General features: G+C 61.8%; 16 protein-coding genes. 6 read left to right on the top strand and 10 right to left on the bottom strand.

What is annotated here, in order from left to right; translation table 11 throughout:
* Positions 1 to 40: 40 nt before the first annotated feature.
* From MGEO_RS08930 to MGEO_RS08920, 3 genes are all read left to right on the top strand, one after another.
* Complete coding sequence (locus tag MGEO_RS08930; RefSeq protein ID WP_085636377.1) at positions 41 to 1,108, top strand: AI-2E family transporter; 1,068 nt, start codon at positions 41 to 43, stop codon at positions 1,106 to 1,108.
* A gap of 11 nt (positions 1,109 to 1,119) precedes the next feature.
* Entirely contained in the window at positions 1,120 to 1,803 is a 684-nt protein-coding gene (locus MGEO_RS08925; protein ID WP_233139782.1) for a P-loop NTPase family protein, read from the top strand.
* A 67-nt stretch (positions 1,804 to 1,870) separates the two neighbouring features.
* Positions 1,871 to 4,045, top strand: coding sequence for an RNA degradosome polyphosphate kinase (locus tag MGEO_RS08920; protein WP_085636375.1), 2,175 nt, complete (start codon positions 1,871 to 1,873; stop codon positions 4,043 to 4,045).
* A 50-nt stretch (positions 4,046 to 4,095) separates the two neighbouring features.
* Here MGEO_RS08920 and MGEO_RS08915 read toward each other — a convergent pair whose 3' ends face one another.
* Together MGEO_RS08915 and MGEO_RS08910 are read right to left on the bottom strand one after the other, a co-directional pair.
* The gene (locus MGEO_RS08915) at positions 4,096 to 5,013 is read right to left on the bottom strand and encodes a ketopantoate reductase family protein (RefSeq protein ID WP_085636374.1); all 918 of its coding nucleotides are present in this window, start codon (positions 5,011 to 5,013) and stop codon (positions 4,096 to 4,098) included.
* Positions 5,014 to 5,106: 93 nt separating this feature from the next.
* Complete coding sequence (locus MGEO_RS08910) at positions 5,107 to 6,009, bottom strand: LysR family transcriptional regulator (RefSeq protein ID WP_233139777.1); 903 nt, start codon at positions 6,007 to 6,009, stop codon at positions 5,107 to 5,109.
* A 172-nt stretch (positions 6,010 to 6,181) separates the two neighbouring features.
* Between MGEO_RS08910 and MGEO_RS08905 the strand changes: the two genes are divergently transcribed.
* Positions 6,182 to 6,457, top strand: coding sequence for a DUF4242 domain-containing protein (locus tag MGEO_RS08905; RefSeq protein WP_085636372.1), 276 nt, complete (start codon positions 6,182 to 6,184; stop codon positions 6,455 to 6,457).
* A 175-nt stretch (positions 6,458 to 6,632) separates the two neighbouring features.
* Positions 6,633 to 8,180 carry a Ppx/GppA family phosphatase gene (locus tag MGEO_RS08900; RefSeq protein WP_085636371.1) on the top strand — a complete coding sequence of 516 codons (1,548 nt, stop codon included), beginning with the start codon at positions 6,633 to 6,635 and terminating at the stop codon, positions 8,178 to 8,180.
* A 74-nt stretch (positions 8,181 to 8,254) separates the two neighbouring features.
* Here MGEO_RS08900 and MGEO_RS08895 read toward each other — a convergent pair whose 3' ends face one another.
* Positions 8,255 to 9,553, bottom strand: a complete 1,299-nt coding sequence (locus MGEO_RS08895) for a DUF3422 family protein (RefSeq protein WP_085636370.1) — start codon at positions 9,551 to 9,553, stop codon at positions 8,255 to 8,257.
* A gap of 288 nt (positions 9,554 to 9,841) precedes the next feature.
* On the opposite strand from MGEO_RS08895, the gene MGEO_RS08890 reads away from it, so the two are divergent.
* Positions 9,842 to 10,378, top strand: a complete 537-nt coding sequence (locus tag MGEO_RS08890) for a flavodoxin domain-containing protein (RefSeq protein ID WP_085636369.1) — start codon at positions 9,842 to 9,844, stop codon at positions 10,376 to 10,378.
* Between the two features lie 84 nt (positions 10,379 to 10,462).
* Here MGEO_RS08890 and MGEO_RS08885 read toward each other — a convergent pair whose 3' ends face one another.
* The 7 genes from MGEO_RS08885 to purD form a co-directional block, all read right to left on the bottom strand.
* A complete protein-coding gene (locus tag MGEO_RS08885) occupies positions 10,463 to 11,896 on the bottom strand; it encodes an NAD(P)(+) transhydrogenase (Re/Si-specific) subunit beta (protein WP_085636368.1) in 1,434 nt (477 codons plus the stop codon).
* Positions 11,897 to 11,908: 12 nt separating this feature from the next.
* Positions 11,909 to 13,480 (bottom strand): Re/Si-specific NAD(P)(+) transhydrogenase subunit alpha, encoded by a 1,572-nt coding sequence (locus MGEO_RS08880; RefSeq protein WP_085636367.1) that lies wholly within the window; start codon positions 13,478 to 13,480, stop codon positions 11,909 to 11,911.
* 135 nt (positions 13,481 to 13,615) lie between these two features.
* Positions 13,616 to 14,068, bottom strand: a complete 453-nt coding sequence (locus MGEO_RS08875) for a methyltransferase family protein (protein WP_085636366.1) — start codon at positions 14,066 to 14,068, stop codon at positions 13,616 to 13,618.
* 83 nt (positions 14,069 to 14,151) lie between these two features.
* Entirely contained in the window at positions 14,152 to 14,349 is a 198-nt protein-coding gene (locus tag MGEO_RS08870; RefSeq protein WP_085636476.1) for a hypothetical protein, read from the bottom strand.
* Between the two features lie 143 nt (positions 14,350 to 14,492).
* Complete coding sequence (locus MGEO_RS08865) at positions 14,493 to 15,410, bottom strand: DMT family transporter (RefSeq protein WP_085636365.1); 918 nt, start codon at positions 15,408 to 15,410, stop codon at positions 14,493 to 14,495.
* Positions 15,411 to 15,494: 84 nt separating this feature from the next.
* On the bottom strand, positions 15,495 to 16,088 hold the full coding sequence (locus tag MGEO_RS08860; protein WP_085636364.1) for a LysE/ArgO family amino acid transporter: 594 nt from the start codon (positions 16,086 to 16,088) through the stop codon (positions 15,495 to 15,497).
* The gene (gene purD / locus MGEO_RS08855) at positions 16,089 to 17,351 is read right to left on the bottom strand and encodes a phosphoribosylamine--glycine ligase (RefSeq protein WP_085636363.1); all 1,263 of its coding nucleotides are present in this window, start codon (positions 17,349 to 17,351) and stop codon (positions 16,089 to 16,091) included.
* Between the last annotated feature and the right edge of the window lie 19 nt (positions 17,352 to 17,370).

Below are 17,370 nucleotides of genomic sequence, written 5' to 3'. Positions count from 1 at the left end.
ACAGGCGATGTAGGGACAGGATCACAAAGGCGGTTGCGGAATGGCACTTCCCGCGCGGGAGCAGGTGAAATACTGGGGCTTGGCAGCCGCCGTTTTCGTAACGGTGCTGTGGTTCCTTGGCGACGTGCTCTTGCCCTTCGTACTGGGCGGCGCGATTGCGTACTTCCTTGACCCCGTCGCAGACCGTCTTGAGCGCATGGGCTTCAGCCGGGTGATGGCGACAGGCATCATTACCGTGATCGGAATACTGGCCTTCGTGCTTTTGCTTCTGTGGGTGATCCCGTCGCTGGTCAATCAGGCGGTCGACCTGTTCAATATGGCGCCCACCCTGTTTGCAAACCTGCGCGATTTTCTGGTCGAGCGGTTCCCGGACGTGATGGACGCGGAAAGCCCGCTGCGGCGGTCCCTGATTTCCGTCGGTGAAACCATCCAGTCGCGCGGGGGCGAATTGCTCAACACCGTCCTGAGTTCGGCGGCAGGAATCATCAACATCGTGATGCTCTTCGTCATCGTGCCCGTGGTGGCGGTGTATCTGCTGCTTGACTGGGACAACATGGTGGCCCGGATCGACGACCTTCTCCCACGTGATCACGCGCCAACGATCCGCAGGCTGGCCAGTGACATCGACAGGACACTGGCAAGCTTCATCCGAGGCATGGGCACGGTCTGCATCATTCTGGGCACCTATTACGCCGTCGCACTGATGATCATCGGTCTCCAGTTCGGGCTTGTGGTCGGGTTCGTGGCCGGGCTGGTGACTTTTATCCCCTACCTTGGGGCGCTCATCGGCGGTGCACTGGCCATCGGCCTTGCGCTCTTCCAGTTCTGGGGGGATTGGCTATCGATCGCATTGGTGGCCGGTGTGTTCGTTCTGGGACAGGTGATCGAGGGCAATGTGCTGACACCCAAGCTGGTGGGGTCTTCCGTCGGCCTGCATCCGGTGTGGCTTATCCTCGCCCTGTCCATATTCGGCACGCTGTTTGGCTTTGTCGGGATGCTGGTTGCCGTGCCGGTAGCCGCCTCCATAGGAGTCATCGCCCGTTTTGCCGCCCAGCAATACATGCAGAGCCGCCTCTATCGCGGTCTGAGTGACCAGGACCCGGAATAATGCCCGTACAGATGAAATTTGATCTGCCGGTGCGCCCCGCACTGGGCCGGGGGGATTTTTACGTCACCGAAAGCAATGCGGTTGCATTGGGTCTGGTGGACACGTGGCCCAATTGGCCCAACGGCAAGTTGGTTCTGGTCGGCCCTCGCGGATCCGGCAAGACCCACCTCGCCCATGTGTGGTGCGCCGAAAGCGGCGGGCGCATGGTCGCCGCGCGCAACCTGACGGACGCAGATGTGCCGTCGCTTGCCGAGGCGCCGATCTGTGTCGAGGACGTGGAACGGATCGCAGGCGATACATTGGCGGAAGAGGCGCTGTTCCACCTGCACAACCTCGTTCTGGCCAACGGACATTCGATGCTCCTGACCGCCACGCGCGCGCCCACGTCGTGGGGCCTGCAGCTGCCGGATCTGGCCAGCCGCATGGCTGGCACGACGGTGGCCAAGATGTCTCTTCCGGATGACCTCCTGCTGTCGGCGGTCCTCGCAAAGCTGTTTGCCGACCGGCAGATCGTGCCGATGGCCGATGTGATCCCCTACCTTGTCCGTTGGATGCCCCGTTCGTTCGAGGCCGCCGGGCGCGTGGTGACGCATTTGGACACCGAGGCCTTGGGGACCCCGAAGGGCGTGACCCGCACTCTGGCACGGACGGCGCTGGCTGATCTTGAATTCCCCGAAGAAAGCGCGTCAGACTAGGGGCAGATGACCGGCGCGACGCTCTGCCTGTCACAGACATTTCACGCAGCGCCATTAAAGGAGCCCCATGAACAGCGCCGATTTCCTGCACGCCCCCCGTCCCGACCCGGCCACCCTTTCCGATCTGGACCTGACCGGCCCGGACCGTTTCGTGAACCGGGAACTGTCGTGGCTGGGTTTCAACTGGCGCGTTCTGGAGGAAGCGGAGAACCCGCGCGTACCGCTGCTGGAGCGTCTCCGGTTCCTGTCGATCTCGGCCACCAATCTGGATGAATTCTACACAGTGCGCGTGGCAGGACTGCGTGAGTTGGCGCAGGCGGGCAACATCACACCTGCGGCTGACGGATTGACCCCGGCGGAACAGCTTGTCCTGATCAACGAGGATGCGCGCAAACTGATGGCGTCCCAGCAGCGGGTGCTGGCCGATCTTCAGGGCCAGATGGAGGCCGAGGGGATTTCGGTGCTGGGCCGGGACGGGCTGAGCGACGCCGATCTGGCCTTCCTGGAAGATACGTTCATCCACAAGGTCTTTCCGGTTCTGTCGCCCCTTGCGATCGATCCCGCACACCCATTCCCCTTTATCGCCAATAACGGCTATTGCCTTGCGCTTCAGCTTGAGCGGCGAAAGGACCGGTCGCCGCTGCAGGCGCTTCTGCCGATCCCGGCGCAGGTGGACCGCTTCATTGCACTGCCCTCCGACACCGGCACACATCGGTTCATCCTGCTGGAAGACGTGCTTCTGCTGCATTTCGACCGACTGTTTCCGGGCTACAAGCTGCGCAACCATTTCGGTTTCCGAGTGCTGAGGGACAGCGATATCGAGGTCGAAGAAGAGGCCGAAGACCTTGTTCGGGAATTCGAGGTGGCGCTGAAACGGCGGCGTCGCGGCGAAGTGGTCCGACTGACGATCTCGGTCGGCGCGCCCAAGGGTCTGCTCGACACGGTGATGCGCGAACTACGGGTGAGCGAGGACGAGGTCATCGAACTGGCCGGCATGGTTGGTCTGGCCGATCTCAAGGAGCTGGTGCTCGACAGCCGCCCCGACCTGCTCTGGCCGAGCTTCTCGCCGCGTGTCCCGGAACGGGTGCAGGACCACGACGGTGACATGTTCGCCGCGATCCGGCAGAAGGATATGCTGCTCCACCACCCCTACGAGACGTTCGACATGGTGGTTCGGTTCCTCGCGCAGGCGGCGCGGGATCCGGACGTGGTGGCGATCAAGCAGACGCTCTACCGCACCTCGCGCCAGTCGCCCATCGTTGCGGCGCTCTGTGAGGCCGCAGAGGACGGCAAGTCCGTGACCGCGCTGGTCGAGCTTAAGGCGCGCTTCGATGAGGCCGCAAACATCCGTCAGTCACGGCGTCTGGAACGTGCAGGCGCGCATGTGGTGTACGGGTTTCTGGAATGGAAGACCCATGCCAAGATCTCGATCGTGGTGCGCCGCGAGGGCGACAGGCTGGTGACCTACACCCATTACGGAACCGGTAACTATCACCCCATCACAGCCACGATTTACACCGATCTGAGCTTCTTCACCTGTGACGCCGCGCTGGGACGGGACGCCACCAAGGTGTTCAACTACCTGTCGGGCTATGCCCAGCCGGACGGTCTTGAAAACCTGTCGATCTCGCCCCACTCGCTCAAACCCAAGATGCTCGAAATGATCGAGGCCGAGGCGGCACATGCGCGCGCCGGCAAACCGGCGCAGATCTGGTTGAAGATGAATTCTCTGATCGAGCCCGACATGATCGACGCGCTTTACGCGGCAAGCCAGGACGGCGTGCAGATCGACTGCGTGATCCGCGGCATCTGCGGCCTGCGGCCCGGCGTCAGCGGCCTGAGTGAGAACATCCGCGTGAAATCCATCGTGGGACGGTTCCTCGAACATTCCCGGATCATCTGTTTCGGGAATGGGTACGGCCTGCCCCACAAGAAATCGCGCGTGTTCATGTCCTCGGCCGACTGGATGGGCCGCAACCTCAACCGCCGTGTGGAAACCCTCGTCGAGATCGAGAACCCGACCGTGAAGGCGCAGATCGTCAGCCAGATCATGGCGGCCAACCTTGCCGACGTGGCACAAAGCTGGATCATGCAGCCGGATGGCACATTCGTCCGCACCACCTGGGACGAAGGCGATTTCGCGTTCAACTGCCACCGCTTCTTCATGGAGAACCCGTCCCTGTCCGGGCGCGGATCGGCGGGCGCGTCGGACGTGCCGAAACTCACCCACACCGAGGAATAGCGCAGGGCAATGATGAGAAAAGTCGCTGAGACGCCTTTCGAAAAGCCGTCTCAGCGCCCGTTCTTATGGGGCAGAAGAACCGCATAGAGCGCCGCGTTGACCGGCGCATCGATCCCCGCCTTTTTCGCCAGCCGCGAGGCCGCCCCGGACACCCAGTCGATTTCCAGCGGGCGGCCATGTTCAAGGTCGATCGCCGTTGAAGCCCGCCCATGCGGAGGAAACGTCTCCATGCTGGCCCAGACCTTTTCCTCGATATCCGCATCGAGGGCGACGCCAAGCGCCCGACCGATGCTTGTGGTTTCGGCAACCGCACGCCGGAACAACGCTTCCAGTTCAGGGATGGTGCGGATGTCGCCAATCGTGCAGCGGGCCGCGGCGGTAACCCCGGACAGTCCCGAAAACAGAACGAATTTCGACCACAGATCCCTGACGATGTCCTGCGTCTCCGGCGCGGATGATCCGGCCTCGTTGATGGCGGTGCGCAGCGCATCGATCCTGGCCGAGGGTTTGCTGTCACGCTCTGCGAAGATGAAGGAATTGAACGTGCCGGTCTGGGTGATGACACCCGGTTCGGAAATGGTTGTCGACACCCGCGCGACACCGTTCGCGACATTGCGCTCGGGCAGGATTTCCGTGAGGCGATCCGACGCCTCCACCCCATTCAGGAAGGGCACAACCACCGTCTCGGGGCCGATCATCGGCAGGCAGGCCCGCGCGGCGTTTTCCAATCCATCCCCCTTGACGCCAAACAGGATGACATCGACCTCCCCCACCTCGTCCGTGCGGTCGGTTGCCAGAAAGGGATGCACCACCTCGGTGCCATCTGTGCTGCGAAGGGTCAGCCCGTTCGTCCGGATCGCCTCAAGATGGGCCCCACGGGCAATGGTGACGACCTCGTGTCCGGCCTTCGAGAGTTTGACGGCAAGAAAGCCACCGATCCCGCCGGTGGCCATGGTGGCAATACGCATACTCGATCCCCCTGTGATGTGAGCGCTGGATCTCAACCTGGCTCGGGCTTCTCGGCAGCCCGGAGCGACACAACAACACCAGTGATCCTGTGTCTAACCCGATAACACGCGGCTTTGAAGCGTTTGGCTGGTCTTGTCGGCCTCGGCTTTCAACCATGCCGCAAATCGTTGCACCTGAGGGCGACGTGCGGCGTCCGCGCGCAGCGTCAGCCTGTAAGGGTGTGGCGCACGAAGATGCTGTGCCAGCGGAAATGGCGTCACGATGGAGCCGGCGTCCAGATCGGACAGAACCAACGACAAACCACATACGAGGAACCCAACGTTCTGCCGCACCGCTTCAAGGGCGATCCGCGCATGTTTGTAATGCACCCCCCGGTCCGGCCCGCTCTCGCGATGCCCGAATGCCTTGAACCATTCAACCCAACCGGGATGATCCGGGCTCTCTCGCTGGACGTCGAGATGCAGAAGCGGCATGCCCTCCATTTGTAGGACGGGGTCCCAGTCCGCGATGCGGCGCGTGTTATCAAGGCCGGTCACCGGAACAAGAATGTCGGAAAACAGCGGCTCGCCTCGCCCGTCTCCATAATCGACGCGCACATCCGGTGCCCCCAGACGCAGCGGCACATCCCCCGCCCCGTTGATGCAGAACAGAATATTGGGATGCTCTTCTCGGAACGCAGGCAGACGCGGCGCGAGCCACAGCTCTGCCCAGTCCGGATCTGCGACCACCTGGATTTCGCTGATGCGCTGGAAATCGAGCGTTTCCGTCACCCGCTCCAGCGCGGAAAAAGCTTGACGCAGATCGCTCATCGCGCGCTCCAGCTCCGGCGTCGGTTGCAGACCGGAGCGACCACGCAGAAGCAGGTCCGTTCCCAGATAGTCCTCAAGGGCACGAATCCGCTGCCCAACCGCAGCCGGGGTGATCCCAAGTGCGTCAGCCGCGGCTTTCAGCGATCCGGTCCGGATCGCCATTTCGACGGCTTGAAGGGATTTCAAATGCGATACATGCGGCATTTACTAAAGATATTCTTTATCAAGAAAGCAGAACAGCATTTTTTCTAAAGTTTTCCTTTATCTGAGTAAAGAAAATTGGGTTTTGGATTCCAGGTCCACAGCGTCATGCTGATCTCACCCCGCCACACTGGCGAGACTTGAGAGGAGACCCCCTATGAAACGTTATATGATTGAACGGGATATTCCGGGTGTTGGTGAGTTTTCGCTGACCGAACTCTGCGGCGCAGCGCGGGCATCGAACCAAGCACTTACATCCCTCGGACCGGACATCCAGTGGCAACATTCCTATGTGGCCGGCGACAAGACCTTCTGCGTGTACCTAGCCGAAAGTGAGGAAGAGATCAGAAAGCACGCCGATCTGAGCGGAATTCCTGTGTCGAAAATCACCGAAGTGCCACAGATCATTGATCCGCTGACCGCGAACAACTGAACCTGTCATTTCGGAAAAGGATTGCCGGCGCGCTGCTCCCGCGCTAGCGGTAATCCGAAAGGTCACTGGTGTCCGCCATGCGCATGTGGCGAGATACACAGCAGACCGGGTGCCAGTATTCTTGACCTTCCGTCCCCGCTTTGACACGGTGCGCGCAACCTGACCGGGAGGCCCTATGGACGGAACCAGCGACTCCGATCACGACCCGATGGGCCTTTTCGGCCGCCCCCTGTTCAATGATCCCAAGGCAAGGGCCCTGTCACGCGTGGGGGTCGTGGACATCGGATCGAACTCGGTCCGGCTTGTCGTCTTCGACGGCGCCGCACGATCTCCGGCGTATTTCTACAACGAGAAACTCATGTGCGCTCTGGGCGCGGGCATGTCGGACACCGGGCGCCTCAACCCCGAAGGTCGGGAACGGGCCTTGCAGGCGCTCAAACGGTTCCAGGCACTGGCAGAGGGTATGAACCTGCCCCCACTTACCGTCGTGGCCACCGCTGCCGTACGCGAAGCCGAGGATGGCCCCGATTTCCGAGAGGACGTATTGCGCGAAACCGGACTGCGGATCTGGGTGATCGGCGGCGAGGAAGAAGCGCGGCTGTCGGCACAGGGGGTTCTGCTGGGCTGGCCCGGAAGCTACGGGTTGGTCTGCGACATCGGCGGCTCCTCCATGGAGCTGGCCGAGATCGCCGGCGGGCGCGTCGGGCGTCGGATCAGTTCGAACCTCGGCCCCTTGAAGCTGCGCGACCTCAAGGGCGGCCAGAAAGGCCGCGAGCAGCATATCAAAGAGGTGATGGACAAGCTCGCTGAGCATATGGGGGCCCAGCGGGACAGGCTGTTCCTTGTGGGTGGCTCGTGGCGCGCGATTGCGCGGATCGACATGTATCGGCGGGGCTACCCGCTGCACGTGCTGCACGAATACCGGATGGACAAGAAATCGGTCAGCCAGACCGTCAAATTCATCAAATCGAGCGATCTGGAAGAACTGCGCACGGCCTGTGGTGTGTCCAGCGCCCGGATGGACCTTGTGCCCTACGCCGTGGATGTTCTCAAACGGCTTGTGCAGACGTTCAAACCCAAGGACATCGCAATTTCGAGCTATGGCATCCGCGAAGGGCTGCTCTACGAACAGATGCCTCAGGAGTTGCGCGACCGCGATCCTCTGATCGAAGCCTGCCGCTTTGCCGAGGCCAAGGACGCGCGCCTTCCGGGGTTCGGCAAAAAGCTGTTCCGGTTCGTGTCGCCGCTGTTTTCAAAGGGCGACAAGGCGCGCATGAGATTGATCAAGGCCGCCTGTCTGCTGCATGACGTGAGCTGGCGGGCGCATCCGGACTACCGCGCCGAAACCTGTTTCGACAATGCAACCCGCGCCAATCTGGGTGGGCTGAAGCACTCTGAACGCGTGTTCCTCGGGTTGGCGCTGCTGCACCGCTACAAGAACAAACGCGAAGGCACGCGTTTCGAAGATCTTGAGGGTTTGCTCTCAGAGAAACTGACACTGGAGGCCGAGGTGCTGGGCAAGGCGCTGCGCTTCGGCGCAATGCTTTGGATGTCGGACGCGAGTGCGGACGGAACGGCGCTGGACTGGAAACCACGCAAGAAGCTGCTGCGCCTCAAGCTCACCAAGGCGTCGGTGCCGCTCTATGGCGAAGTTGCAGAGGCGCGGTTCCTGTCGCTGGCGGCCTCATTGGGGGCCGAGACAGAGGTTGTGATCAAGAGGTAGCGGCCGCATCGACGCGGCCGCGCGTTTCCGTCGACGGAAACGCGCCAGACCCAGATTTTACCGTTTGGTAAAATTCACAGATCAGGTCCACCCTGCTCTACCAATCGCCGGATGCGCCGGATCGCCAACCAGACAAGCAGGACAACCGGGATTGTTGCCGCCGCCGTGACGGCACCCTTGGAAAAGCCCAGCAGGTCCGCCACCGGATACAGGAGGTACCCGGCCAGCGACACCGCGTAGTAACTGATCGCGACCACCGACAGGCCTTCCACCGTCTTTTGCAGACGCAGTTGCATGTCGGCGCGCTGGTTCATGCTTTCCAGCAGTTGCTGGTTCTGCGCCGAACGTGCGACCTCGACCCTTGTGCGCAGCAGGTCACCTGCGCGCACCGCCCGTTCCGCCATCGCCGAAAGGCGCCGTTCGGCAGATTTGACCGTGCGCATCGCCGGGTCATAGCGGCGGGTCATGAATTCCGCAAAGGTCTGGCGCCCCTGAAACCGCTCTTCCCGCAGGACCGAAATCCGCTGTTCGACAATGGCCTCGTATGCGCCGGTTGCGCCAAATCGGAACGAGGTCTGGGCCGACAGGCTTTCAAGTTCGGCGGACACGGCAAGCAGCGCCTTGAGCCGGTCTTCTTCCTGGCCGTCGCCCTGGGTCATGGCGGCCATGAGCCGGGTCAGTTCGTTGTCGATCTCTCCCATACGGGGACCGAGTTCGCGGACGCGGGTGAAGCCCAGCATCGACATGGTCTTGTAGGTCTCGATCTCGCACAGTCGCTGGACGATGCGCCCGACGCGGCGGTGTCCGATGCCCGGACTGACAAACACTCCGAAGCGCAGTTGGCCAGCCGGGTCGATGCGGAAATCGCCTGCCACGATGGCGTCATCATCCAACACGCGGCTGACGGCGAGGCTTTCGGGCACAAACCAGTCAGAGAGGCATTTCGAGATGCGCTCTTCATCCGGGCGGTCCTCTACCCGGATCAGCGCCGAGGTGATCCTCACACCGGGGGCTGAGGCAAGCCAGTCATCCGGAAACACGCCCATGTCGGACGGATCGAAGGGACGATCGGTCAACCCATTCAGAAACACCGTGTAGGTCACGAATTCCGTGTGCTGTTCCCACTTCAGCGTGTGCTGGCCGATCTGTCCGGAAAAATGAGTGGCACCGGGTTGCGGGTGGCTTGTGCCATAGCGGTCCAGCAGCGCCTTGAGATGATCGAGATCCAGCGTTTTGTCCCGTGCCGCCGCGGATTTTGGCTTTTTCAGCGCGAGGTACACAGCGCGACAGGGCGCTTCGAGCGACGGAAACGGTCGGGCGTGAAGTTCGTTCGAGAGGGCGTAGCGCAGCGGGTGGTCTTCGATCGGGGCCATGACTCAGTCTTTCCGGTTTGGCCAAGACTTAGGCGCCGCGACTCGGCAAGTAAAGGAAATTTCCAAACATTTCAACATTTTACCAGTATCCAACAGTATGCAGAGCCAATTCCCGGGTGCCATATCCCCCGCTCTTTTACCCTAGGTCCGTTACACCACAGAGCCAGTTCAATGATCTCAAACGGTTTTTGCGTTGCGTCAACGCGCAGTCAGAGCAGTTGGAGTAAACTTGGTTTGTGTCGCAGGGGATCGCCTCCTGTGGCGCTTTGGCAGCAAAGGGGGGAGAGGATGAAACTCTTTATCGGCTACGCCACGTCAGAAGGTCAGACGCGCAAGATCGCCCGGCATATTGCGGACCGGGTGGTGGATGCAGGGCATGCGGTCGAACTTGCGCCGCTTGCAGATGCCGCAGATGTGGATTTGACCCGGTTCGACGGTGCGGTGCTCGGCGGGTCGCTCCATGCCGGCCAATACCAGAAAGTGCTGTCCGAGTTCGCGGCAGATCATGTGACCGCCCTTGCCGCCATGCCGACGCTGTTTCTGTCCGTGTCGCTGGCCGCCGCAGGCCATGACGCGGAGGACTGGCGGGCGCTGGACAAGATTCTGGCGGATTTTCAGGATGCGACCGGCTGGGTGCCGGGCCAGGTGGCACAGGTGGCTGGGGCCTATATGCCATCGGAATACGACGTATTCCGCCGGTTCGTGATGCGCCGGATCATCGCTGCAAAGGATCCGGAGGCCGATCTGGACTGGGACCACGAATACACCGACTGGGACGGCCTGGACGCCCTTGTGGACGGATGGGTCGAGACGCTTGGATCCTGAGCAACGGATCCCGTCCCGCGTCCGAAAACGAAAAAGCCCCGCCGAACCCGGCGGGGCTTTGCCATGTCGTTTTTCCGAACCGTATCAGGTGATGCGGGTCAGCAGATCCTCAAGCGACTTCTTCGCATCGCCGTAGAACATGCGTGTGTTCTCTTTGAAGAAGAGCGGGTTCTCGATGCCAGAGTACCCGGTGCCCTGCCCGCGCTTGGACACGAAGACCTGCTTGGCCTTCCAGCATTCCAGAACCGGCATGCCGGCGATGGGGCTGTTCGGGTCATCCTGTGCCGCCGGGTTCACGATGTCGTTCGAACCGATGACGATGGCGACGTCCGTATCCGGGAAGTCGTCGTTGATCTCGTCCATCTCGAGAACGATGTCGTAGGGCACCTTGGCTTCGGCCAGAAGCACGTTCATGTGGCCGGGCAGACGGCCTGCGACCGGGTGGATCGCAAAGCGGACTTCCTTGCCCTTGGCGCGCAGACGACGGGTGAGTTCCGCCACGTTCTGTTGCGCCTGTGCCACCGCCATGCCGTAACCCGGGATGATGATGACGCTGTCGGCCTCGTCCAACGCGGTGGCCACGCCATCGGCGTCGATCGCAACCTGTTCGCCCTCAACGGCCATCTGCTCGCCCGCCGGGCCACCGAAGCCACCGAGGATCACGCTGATGAACGACCGGTTCATCGCCTTACACATGATGTAGGACAGGATCGCACCGGAAGAGCCCACAAGCGCGCCCACCACGATCAGAAGGTCGTTGCCCAGCGAGAAACCAATCGCCGCCGCGGCCCAGCCCGAGTAGCTGTTCAGCATCGACACCACAACCGGCATGTCGGCGCCGCCGATGCCCATGATCAGGTGGTAGCCGATGAACAGCGCTGCGGCCGTCATCAGGATCAGCGGGAACACACCGCCGGTGTTGAAGTACCAGATCAGGCAGAGCACGGACAGCGCAGCGGCACCGGCGTTCAGGATGTGACCGCCCGGCAGTTTCTTTGCCGATGTGTCGACCTTGCCCGCAAGTTTGCCATAGGCGATCACCGAACCGGTGAAGGTCACCGCACCGATGAACACGCCAAGGAACAGTTCGACCCGCAGAATGGCGATCTCAACGCTGTCCTTCTTGGCCAGCAGGGCTGCAAAGCCTTCCAGCGCCTTCTTCGCGCTGTCGTCCATCGCCATGACACGGCCCAGTTCGATATGGGCGATGAAACCCACGAACACGGCCGCAAGGCCCACAAGGCTGTGCATCGCCGCGACCAGTTCCGGCATCTGGGTCATCTGGACCCGTGTCGCCAGCTGGTAGCCGATGACACCACCGCCCGCGATCAGAATGATCGAAAGCAGCCAGTAGCCCGAACCTGGACCGACCAGCGTGGCCGCCACGGCCAGCGCCATGCCGACAATGCCGTACCAGACGGCGCGTTTTGCGCTTTCCTGCCCTGACAGACCGCCAAGCGCGAGGATGAAGAGCACAGCTGCAACCACATAGGCTGCTGTCGTAAATCCGAATTCCATGATGCTGTCCCCTTACGACTTCTGGAACATGGCGAGCATGCGCCGTGTGACGAGGAAGCCGCCGAATATGTTGACCCCGGCCATGAAGACCGAGAGGGCGGCCAGCAGAATGACGAGGTAAGACCCCGATCCGATCTGCATGAGAGCCCCCAGAATGATGATCGAAGAGATGGCGTTGGTGATCGCCATCAGCGGCGTGTGCAGCGAATGCGCGACACCCCAGATCACCTGGAAGCCAACGAAGACGGCGAGAACGAACACGATGAAGTGCTGCATGAAGCTCGCCGGAGCAACGAGGCCGGCCCCGAGGACAAGCGCGCCGCCAACGGCCAGCAGCGTGACCTGCTGCTTGGTCTGGGCCTTGAAGGCGTCCAGTTCCTGCTGCTTCTTCTCTTCCGGTGTGAGTTCCTTGACCTTTTCCTTCGGTTTGGCCGCAATCGCCTGAACCTTCGGCGGGGGCGGCGGGAAGGTCACGGCCTTCTCGTGCGCGATGGTTGCCCCACGGATCACGTCGTCTTCCATGTTGTGCACGACCTGCCCGTCTTTCTCGGGCGTCAGGTCTGTCATCATGTGACGGATGTTGGTGGCATAGAGGTTTGAGGACTGCGTAGCCATGCGCGACGGGAAGTCGGTATAGCCGATGATCGTCACGCCGTTATCGGTGACGATCTTTTCGTCCATTACGGTCATCTTGCAGTTGCCGCCCTTTTCGGCGGCGAGGTCGACGATGACCGATCCCGGTTTCATGCTCTCGACCATGTCCTTGGTCCAAAGCTCGGGCGCTTCGCGGTTCGGGATCAGCGCGGTGGTGATCACGATGTCCATTTCGGGCGCCAGTTCGCGGAACTTGGCAAGCTGGGCCGCTGCGAATTCCGGCGAGGAAACAGAGGCATAGCCACCGGTTGCGGCGCCGTCCTGCTGTTCTTCCTCGAAGTCGAGGAAGACGAATTCCGCGCCCATGGATTCAACCTGCTCGGCCACTTCCGGGCGCACGTCGAAGGCGTAGGTGATGGCACCAAGCGATGTCGATGTGCCGATGGCGGCAAGCCCGGCGACACCTGCACCGACGACCAGAACCTTGGCGGGCGGGACCTTACCGGCGGCGGTGACCTGACCGGTGAAGAAGCGGCCGAAGTTGTTGCCTGCCTCGATCACAGCGCGGTAGCCCGCGATATTCGCCATGGAGGACAGAGCGTCCATCTTCTGCGCGCGGGAAATCCGCGGCACCATGTCCATCGCGATGACCGATGCGCCCTTGTCTGCGGCCTGCTGCATCAGCTTTTCGTTCTGTGCAGGGTAGAAGAACGAGATCAGAAGCTGGCCTTCGCGCGATTTCTTGATCTCGGCTTCGGTCGGCGGACGCACCTTGGCGACCACATCCGCAGCTTTCCAGAGTGCTGCGGCGGTTTTGACAACCTCAACGCCAGCCTCTTTGTACGTTTCGTCGCTATAACCCGCTGCGTCGCCTGCACCGCTTTCGATGATGCAGTCATATCCCAGCTTTTGCAGCTGACGGGCGGAATCCGGGGTCATGGCAACGCGTGCCTCACCCTTCATCACTTCCTTTGGCGTCCCGATTTTCACCTGAGCCGTCCCCCTTTGCTTCGTTCCGAAGTGCCGTAGCGGCATGTTTGCGGCGATGGGTCTACAATGCTGACCTAATGCACACAATGCACCCCCACCGCGAAAGGCTCATCTAGAGCAGATGGGCGCGGGCGGCTAGAGCCAACGTCGCGTTTGTTTCTCATATCGTGCAAAATTCGCACGAAAATTTCGCCGCAACCGCTTTTCTTCCGCAATTATGAAGTGTTTCTCGATCCACCAGACGAAGATCGGAATCAATGGGAGCGATAACACTGCATCCCAGTAAAGGATCATCCCGGCCAGGATCAGCGAATCAGCCAAATAGATCGGGTTCCGTGACCGTTTGAAGATACCGCTGGTCACAAGCGCCGCAGGGTCTTGATGAGGAATGATCGTGGTGCGGTGCCGTCGCATCTCGTAGGCGGCAAGAGCAATCAGAACGAGGCCGCCACCGACAAGCAATCCGCCGAGCAGATCCGCCCAGACGGGCCCAAAGCTCAGGCCAAGGGAATGGTAGGTCTTCTGCCACCAGGCGACCGCCAAAGCCGCCGCAAGCCAAACCGGGGGGATGTCGATGTATTTCAGCATGGCGACGGATATAGCAGGGCCCGACGCCTTGGGCGAGTGGGGTCAGATGGACAAAAGGCCGCCCAGGATGGGCGACCTGAGGATCACATCTTGACGCAGCCCAGGATCTCGTTTTTGGGGATCCGCGCGACCATCACGCCGCCATCGACGCGCTTGACGTGGAAGCCGTACCCCCGCATCCGGAACTTCCATTCCGCATCCGAAAGGGTCTTCTGGCGCTCGGACACAAGGAAATGGCGCAATTCGCCCAGATCCCGGCTCGAATAGGTTTCTGCAAACATGGGTGTCTCCTCGTACATTTACCCACTGTTTGTCCGTGCGGATTGTGGCCAATTTTGGAAAAAATCCCGGTTTTTTGCCGAACGCGAAACAATCGCGGTCTTGGCGCAGTCATTGGCATCCGGTGAAGGCTGAGAACCGCGCCCTAACCCTTTGTTTCGTTGACCAAAGGTGTCCGATGCGCTCTGCGCAGCTGGGCCTCGCGCCAGGTGATGAAGATCACGGACGCCATAATTACGCCACCGCCCAGGATCACCCAGGGGTCCGCCGGCTCACCAAAGAACACCATGCCCAGCAGAACTGACCACACCAGTTGCAGAAAGGTGACCGGCTGGGTCACCGTCACGGGGGCCGCAGCAAAGGCCAGCGTCATCGTGTAATGCCCGGCCGTCGCGAAGCACGCGACTGCGGCGAGCACGGCCAGATCGGCCAGGCTTGGCGTGACCCAGACGGCAATCGCAAAAGGCGCCAGCCCGATCGTGACCGTGATCGACAACAGCGCAACCACCATGCTTGCGGGAAGCTCTCCGGATACGATCTTGGCGATCAGGTAGCTGCCCGCAAAGAACAGCGCGGTCCCCAGCATCGCGATATGGCCAAGGTCGAGCTCCCGAAATCCGGGGCGCAGTATGATCAGTGCCCCGACTAGAGCGGCAGCAACTGCCTGCGCGCGGCGCAACGCCAGCGTTTCACCGAGGACAAAAACCGCAAGGATCGTCACGTAGACCGGGTTGAGATAGTTCATCGCCGTGACCTCGGCGATCGGGATCCGGGTCATGGCAAAAAACCACAGGATCACACCAAGCGAATGAACAAGCCCGCGCAGGGCAAAGAGGTTCTTCTGCCGGCGGGTCAGCCGGATCGCCATCAGTTCCCGCCAGACCGGGATCAGGAAAACCAGACCGATCACGTAGCGCAGGAAGGCCGACTCGGCTGCCGGGATGCGTCCACCCAGCGTTTTCACCAGCGCCGTCACCGCAACGAAGCACAGCCCAGTCATCACCATCCAGAAGATGCCTTTGACAGGGTTGCCGGTCTTGTCGGTGGGTGAGGACGCGCTCATGGCGGCACTGGAACGGAAGGATGCGGGAAGTTCAAGAGGCTCTCATTCGACACCGCGCGCGCCCTGACGGTCGATCGTGTGCGATCACATCAGCAGCAGTTTTGCCGCGATGGCCCACATCACGACGCCGATGATCACATCAAGGATCTGCCACGCGCGGGGTTTTGCAAAGAACGGCGCAAGAAGCCGCGCACCGTAGCCCAAGGAAAAGAAGAACACGAAACTGGCGGTCATCGCACCAAGCGCAAAGCTGAGGCGATCTGTGTATTGCGCGGCGACCGCGCCCAGCAGCACAACCGTATCGAGATAGACATGCGGGTTCAGCCATGTCAGCGCGAGACAGGTCAGCAGCGCGGTTCTGAGCGACCCCGCCGCGTGCCCCGCCTGCATCGCCTGTCCACCGCGCCATGCGCTGAGCAATGTGCGTGCGCCGTACCAGATCAGGAAGGCCGCCCCAAGCAGCCGCATCGCAAGCTCCAGCCCCGGTACGGCCTTCGTCAGCGCACCAAAACCTGCAACCCCGGCGGCAATCAGGATCGCGTCAGACAGCGCACAGGTCAGGCAGACCGCAAAGACGTGGGATTTGAGCAACCCCTGCCGCAGGACAAACGCGTTCTGCGCTCCGATGGCGAGGATCAGAGACAGGCCCAGCGCAAAGCCGGCTAACGCCGCCGTCATTTAGAGCGCCCGCCAGCCGATATCGCGGCGGCAGAAGCCCTCGGGCCAGTTGACCTGATCGACCATTCCATAGGCCCGATCCCGCGCCTCCTGCAGCGTGGCCCCACGCGCGGTGGCGTTCAGGACCCGGCCACCCGTTGCGGTGATCTTGCCATCCTTCTCGGTCGTGCCAGCGTGGAACATCATGTGGAAGCTGTCCTCAGGCAGATCATTCAGCCCGCCGATGACGCTGCCCTTCTCATAGCTGCCCGGATACCCGTTTGCTGCCAGCACAACGGTCATCGCATGATCGTCGGCCCAGTTCACCCGCGCCTCGCCTAGACGTCCTTCGGCACAGGCGTGCAGCAGGTCCATCGCCTGCGCGCCCAGCCGCATCATCAGCACCTGACATTCCGGATCGCCGAAGCGGACATTGTATTCCACCAGCCGGGGCTGGCCGTTCTCGATCATCAGCCCGGCATAGAGCACGCCCTGATAGGGCGCGCCGCGCTTCGCCATTTCGGCCATGGTCGGCTTGATGATCTCGTCGAGCGCCTTCTGCGCGATTTCGTCGGTCAGAACCGGTGCCGGGGAATAGGCCCCCATGCCGCCGGTATTCAGACCGGTATCGCCCTCGCCCACGCGCTTGTGGTCCTGCGCGGTGCCGATGGGCAGCACATCGGTGCCGTCGCAGAGCACGAAGAACGACGCTTCTTCCCCCTGCATGAATTCCTCGATCACCACCTCAGCCCCGGCCCCGCCGAAGGCACCACCGAACATATCGTCGATGGCGGCTTCGGCCTCGGCCACGGTTTCCGCGATGATCACGCCCTTGCCTGCAGCCAGACCGTCGGCCTTGACCACGATCGGCGCGCCCTGTGCGCGGACATAGGCTTTGGCCGCGTCGGCATCCGTGAAATGACTATAGGCCGCAGTCGGTGCGTTGGCCGCATCGCAGATCTCCTTGGTGAAGCTCTTGGAGGCTTCGAGCCGCGCCGCTTCGGCAGACGGGCCGAAGACCAAGAGACCCGCGTCGCGCAAGCGATCCGCAACACCCGCCGCCAGAGGCGCTTCGGGGCCGACGATCACGAAATCGATGCTGTTCTCTTCAGCGAAAGTAACCACCGCGCCGCCGTCTTCGATGTCCAGGGCGGCGCAGTCCGCGATCATCGCGATCCCGGCATTGCCAGGAGCCACGATCAGCCGGTCGCATTTGGGGTTCTGCATCACGGCCCATGCCAGCGCATGTTCGCGCCCGCCACTTCCAAGGATGAGAATGTTCATGGCGCACGCTCCGTCTTCA

This window comes from Marivita geojedonensis (assembly GCF_002115805.1).
Taxonomy (GTDB): Bacteria; Pseudomonadota; Alphaproteobacteria; order Rhodobacterales; family Rhodobacteraceae; genus Marivita; species Marivita geojedonensis.
This window is presented reverse-complemented; position numbering and strand designations above follow the sequence as displayed.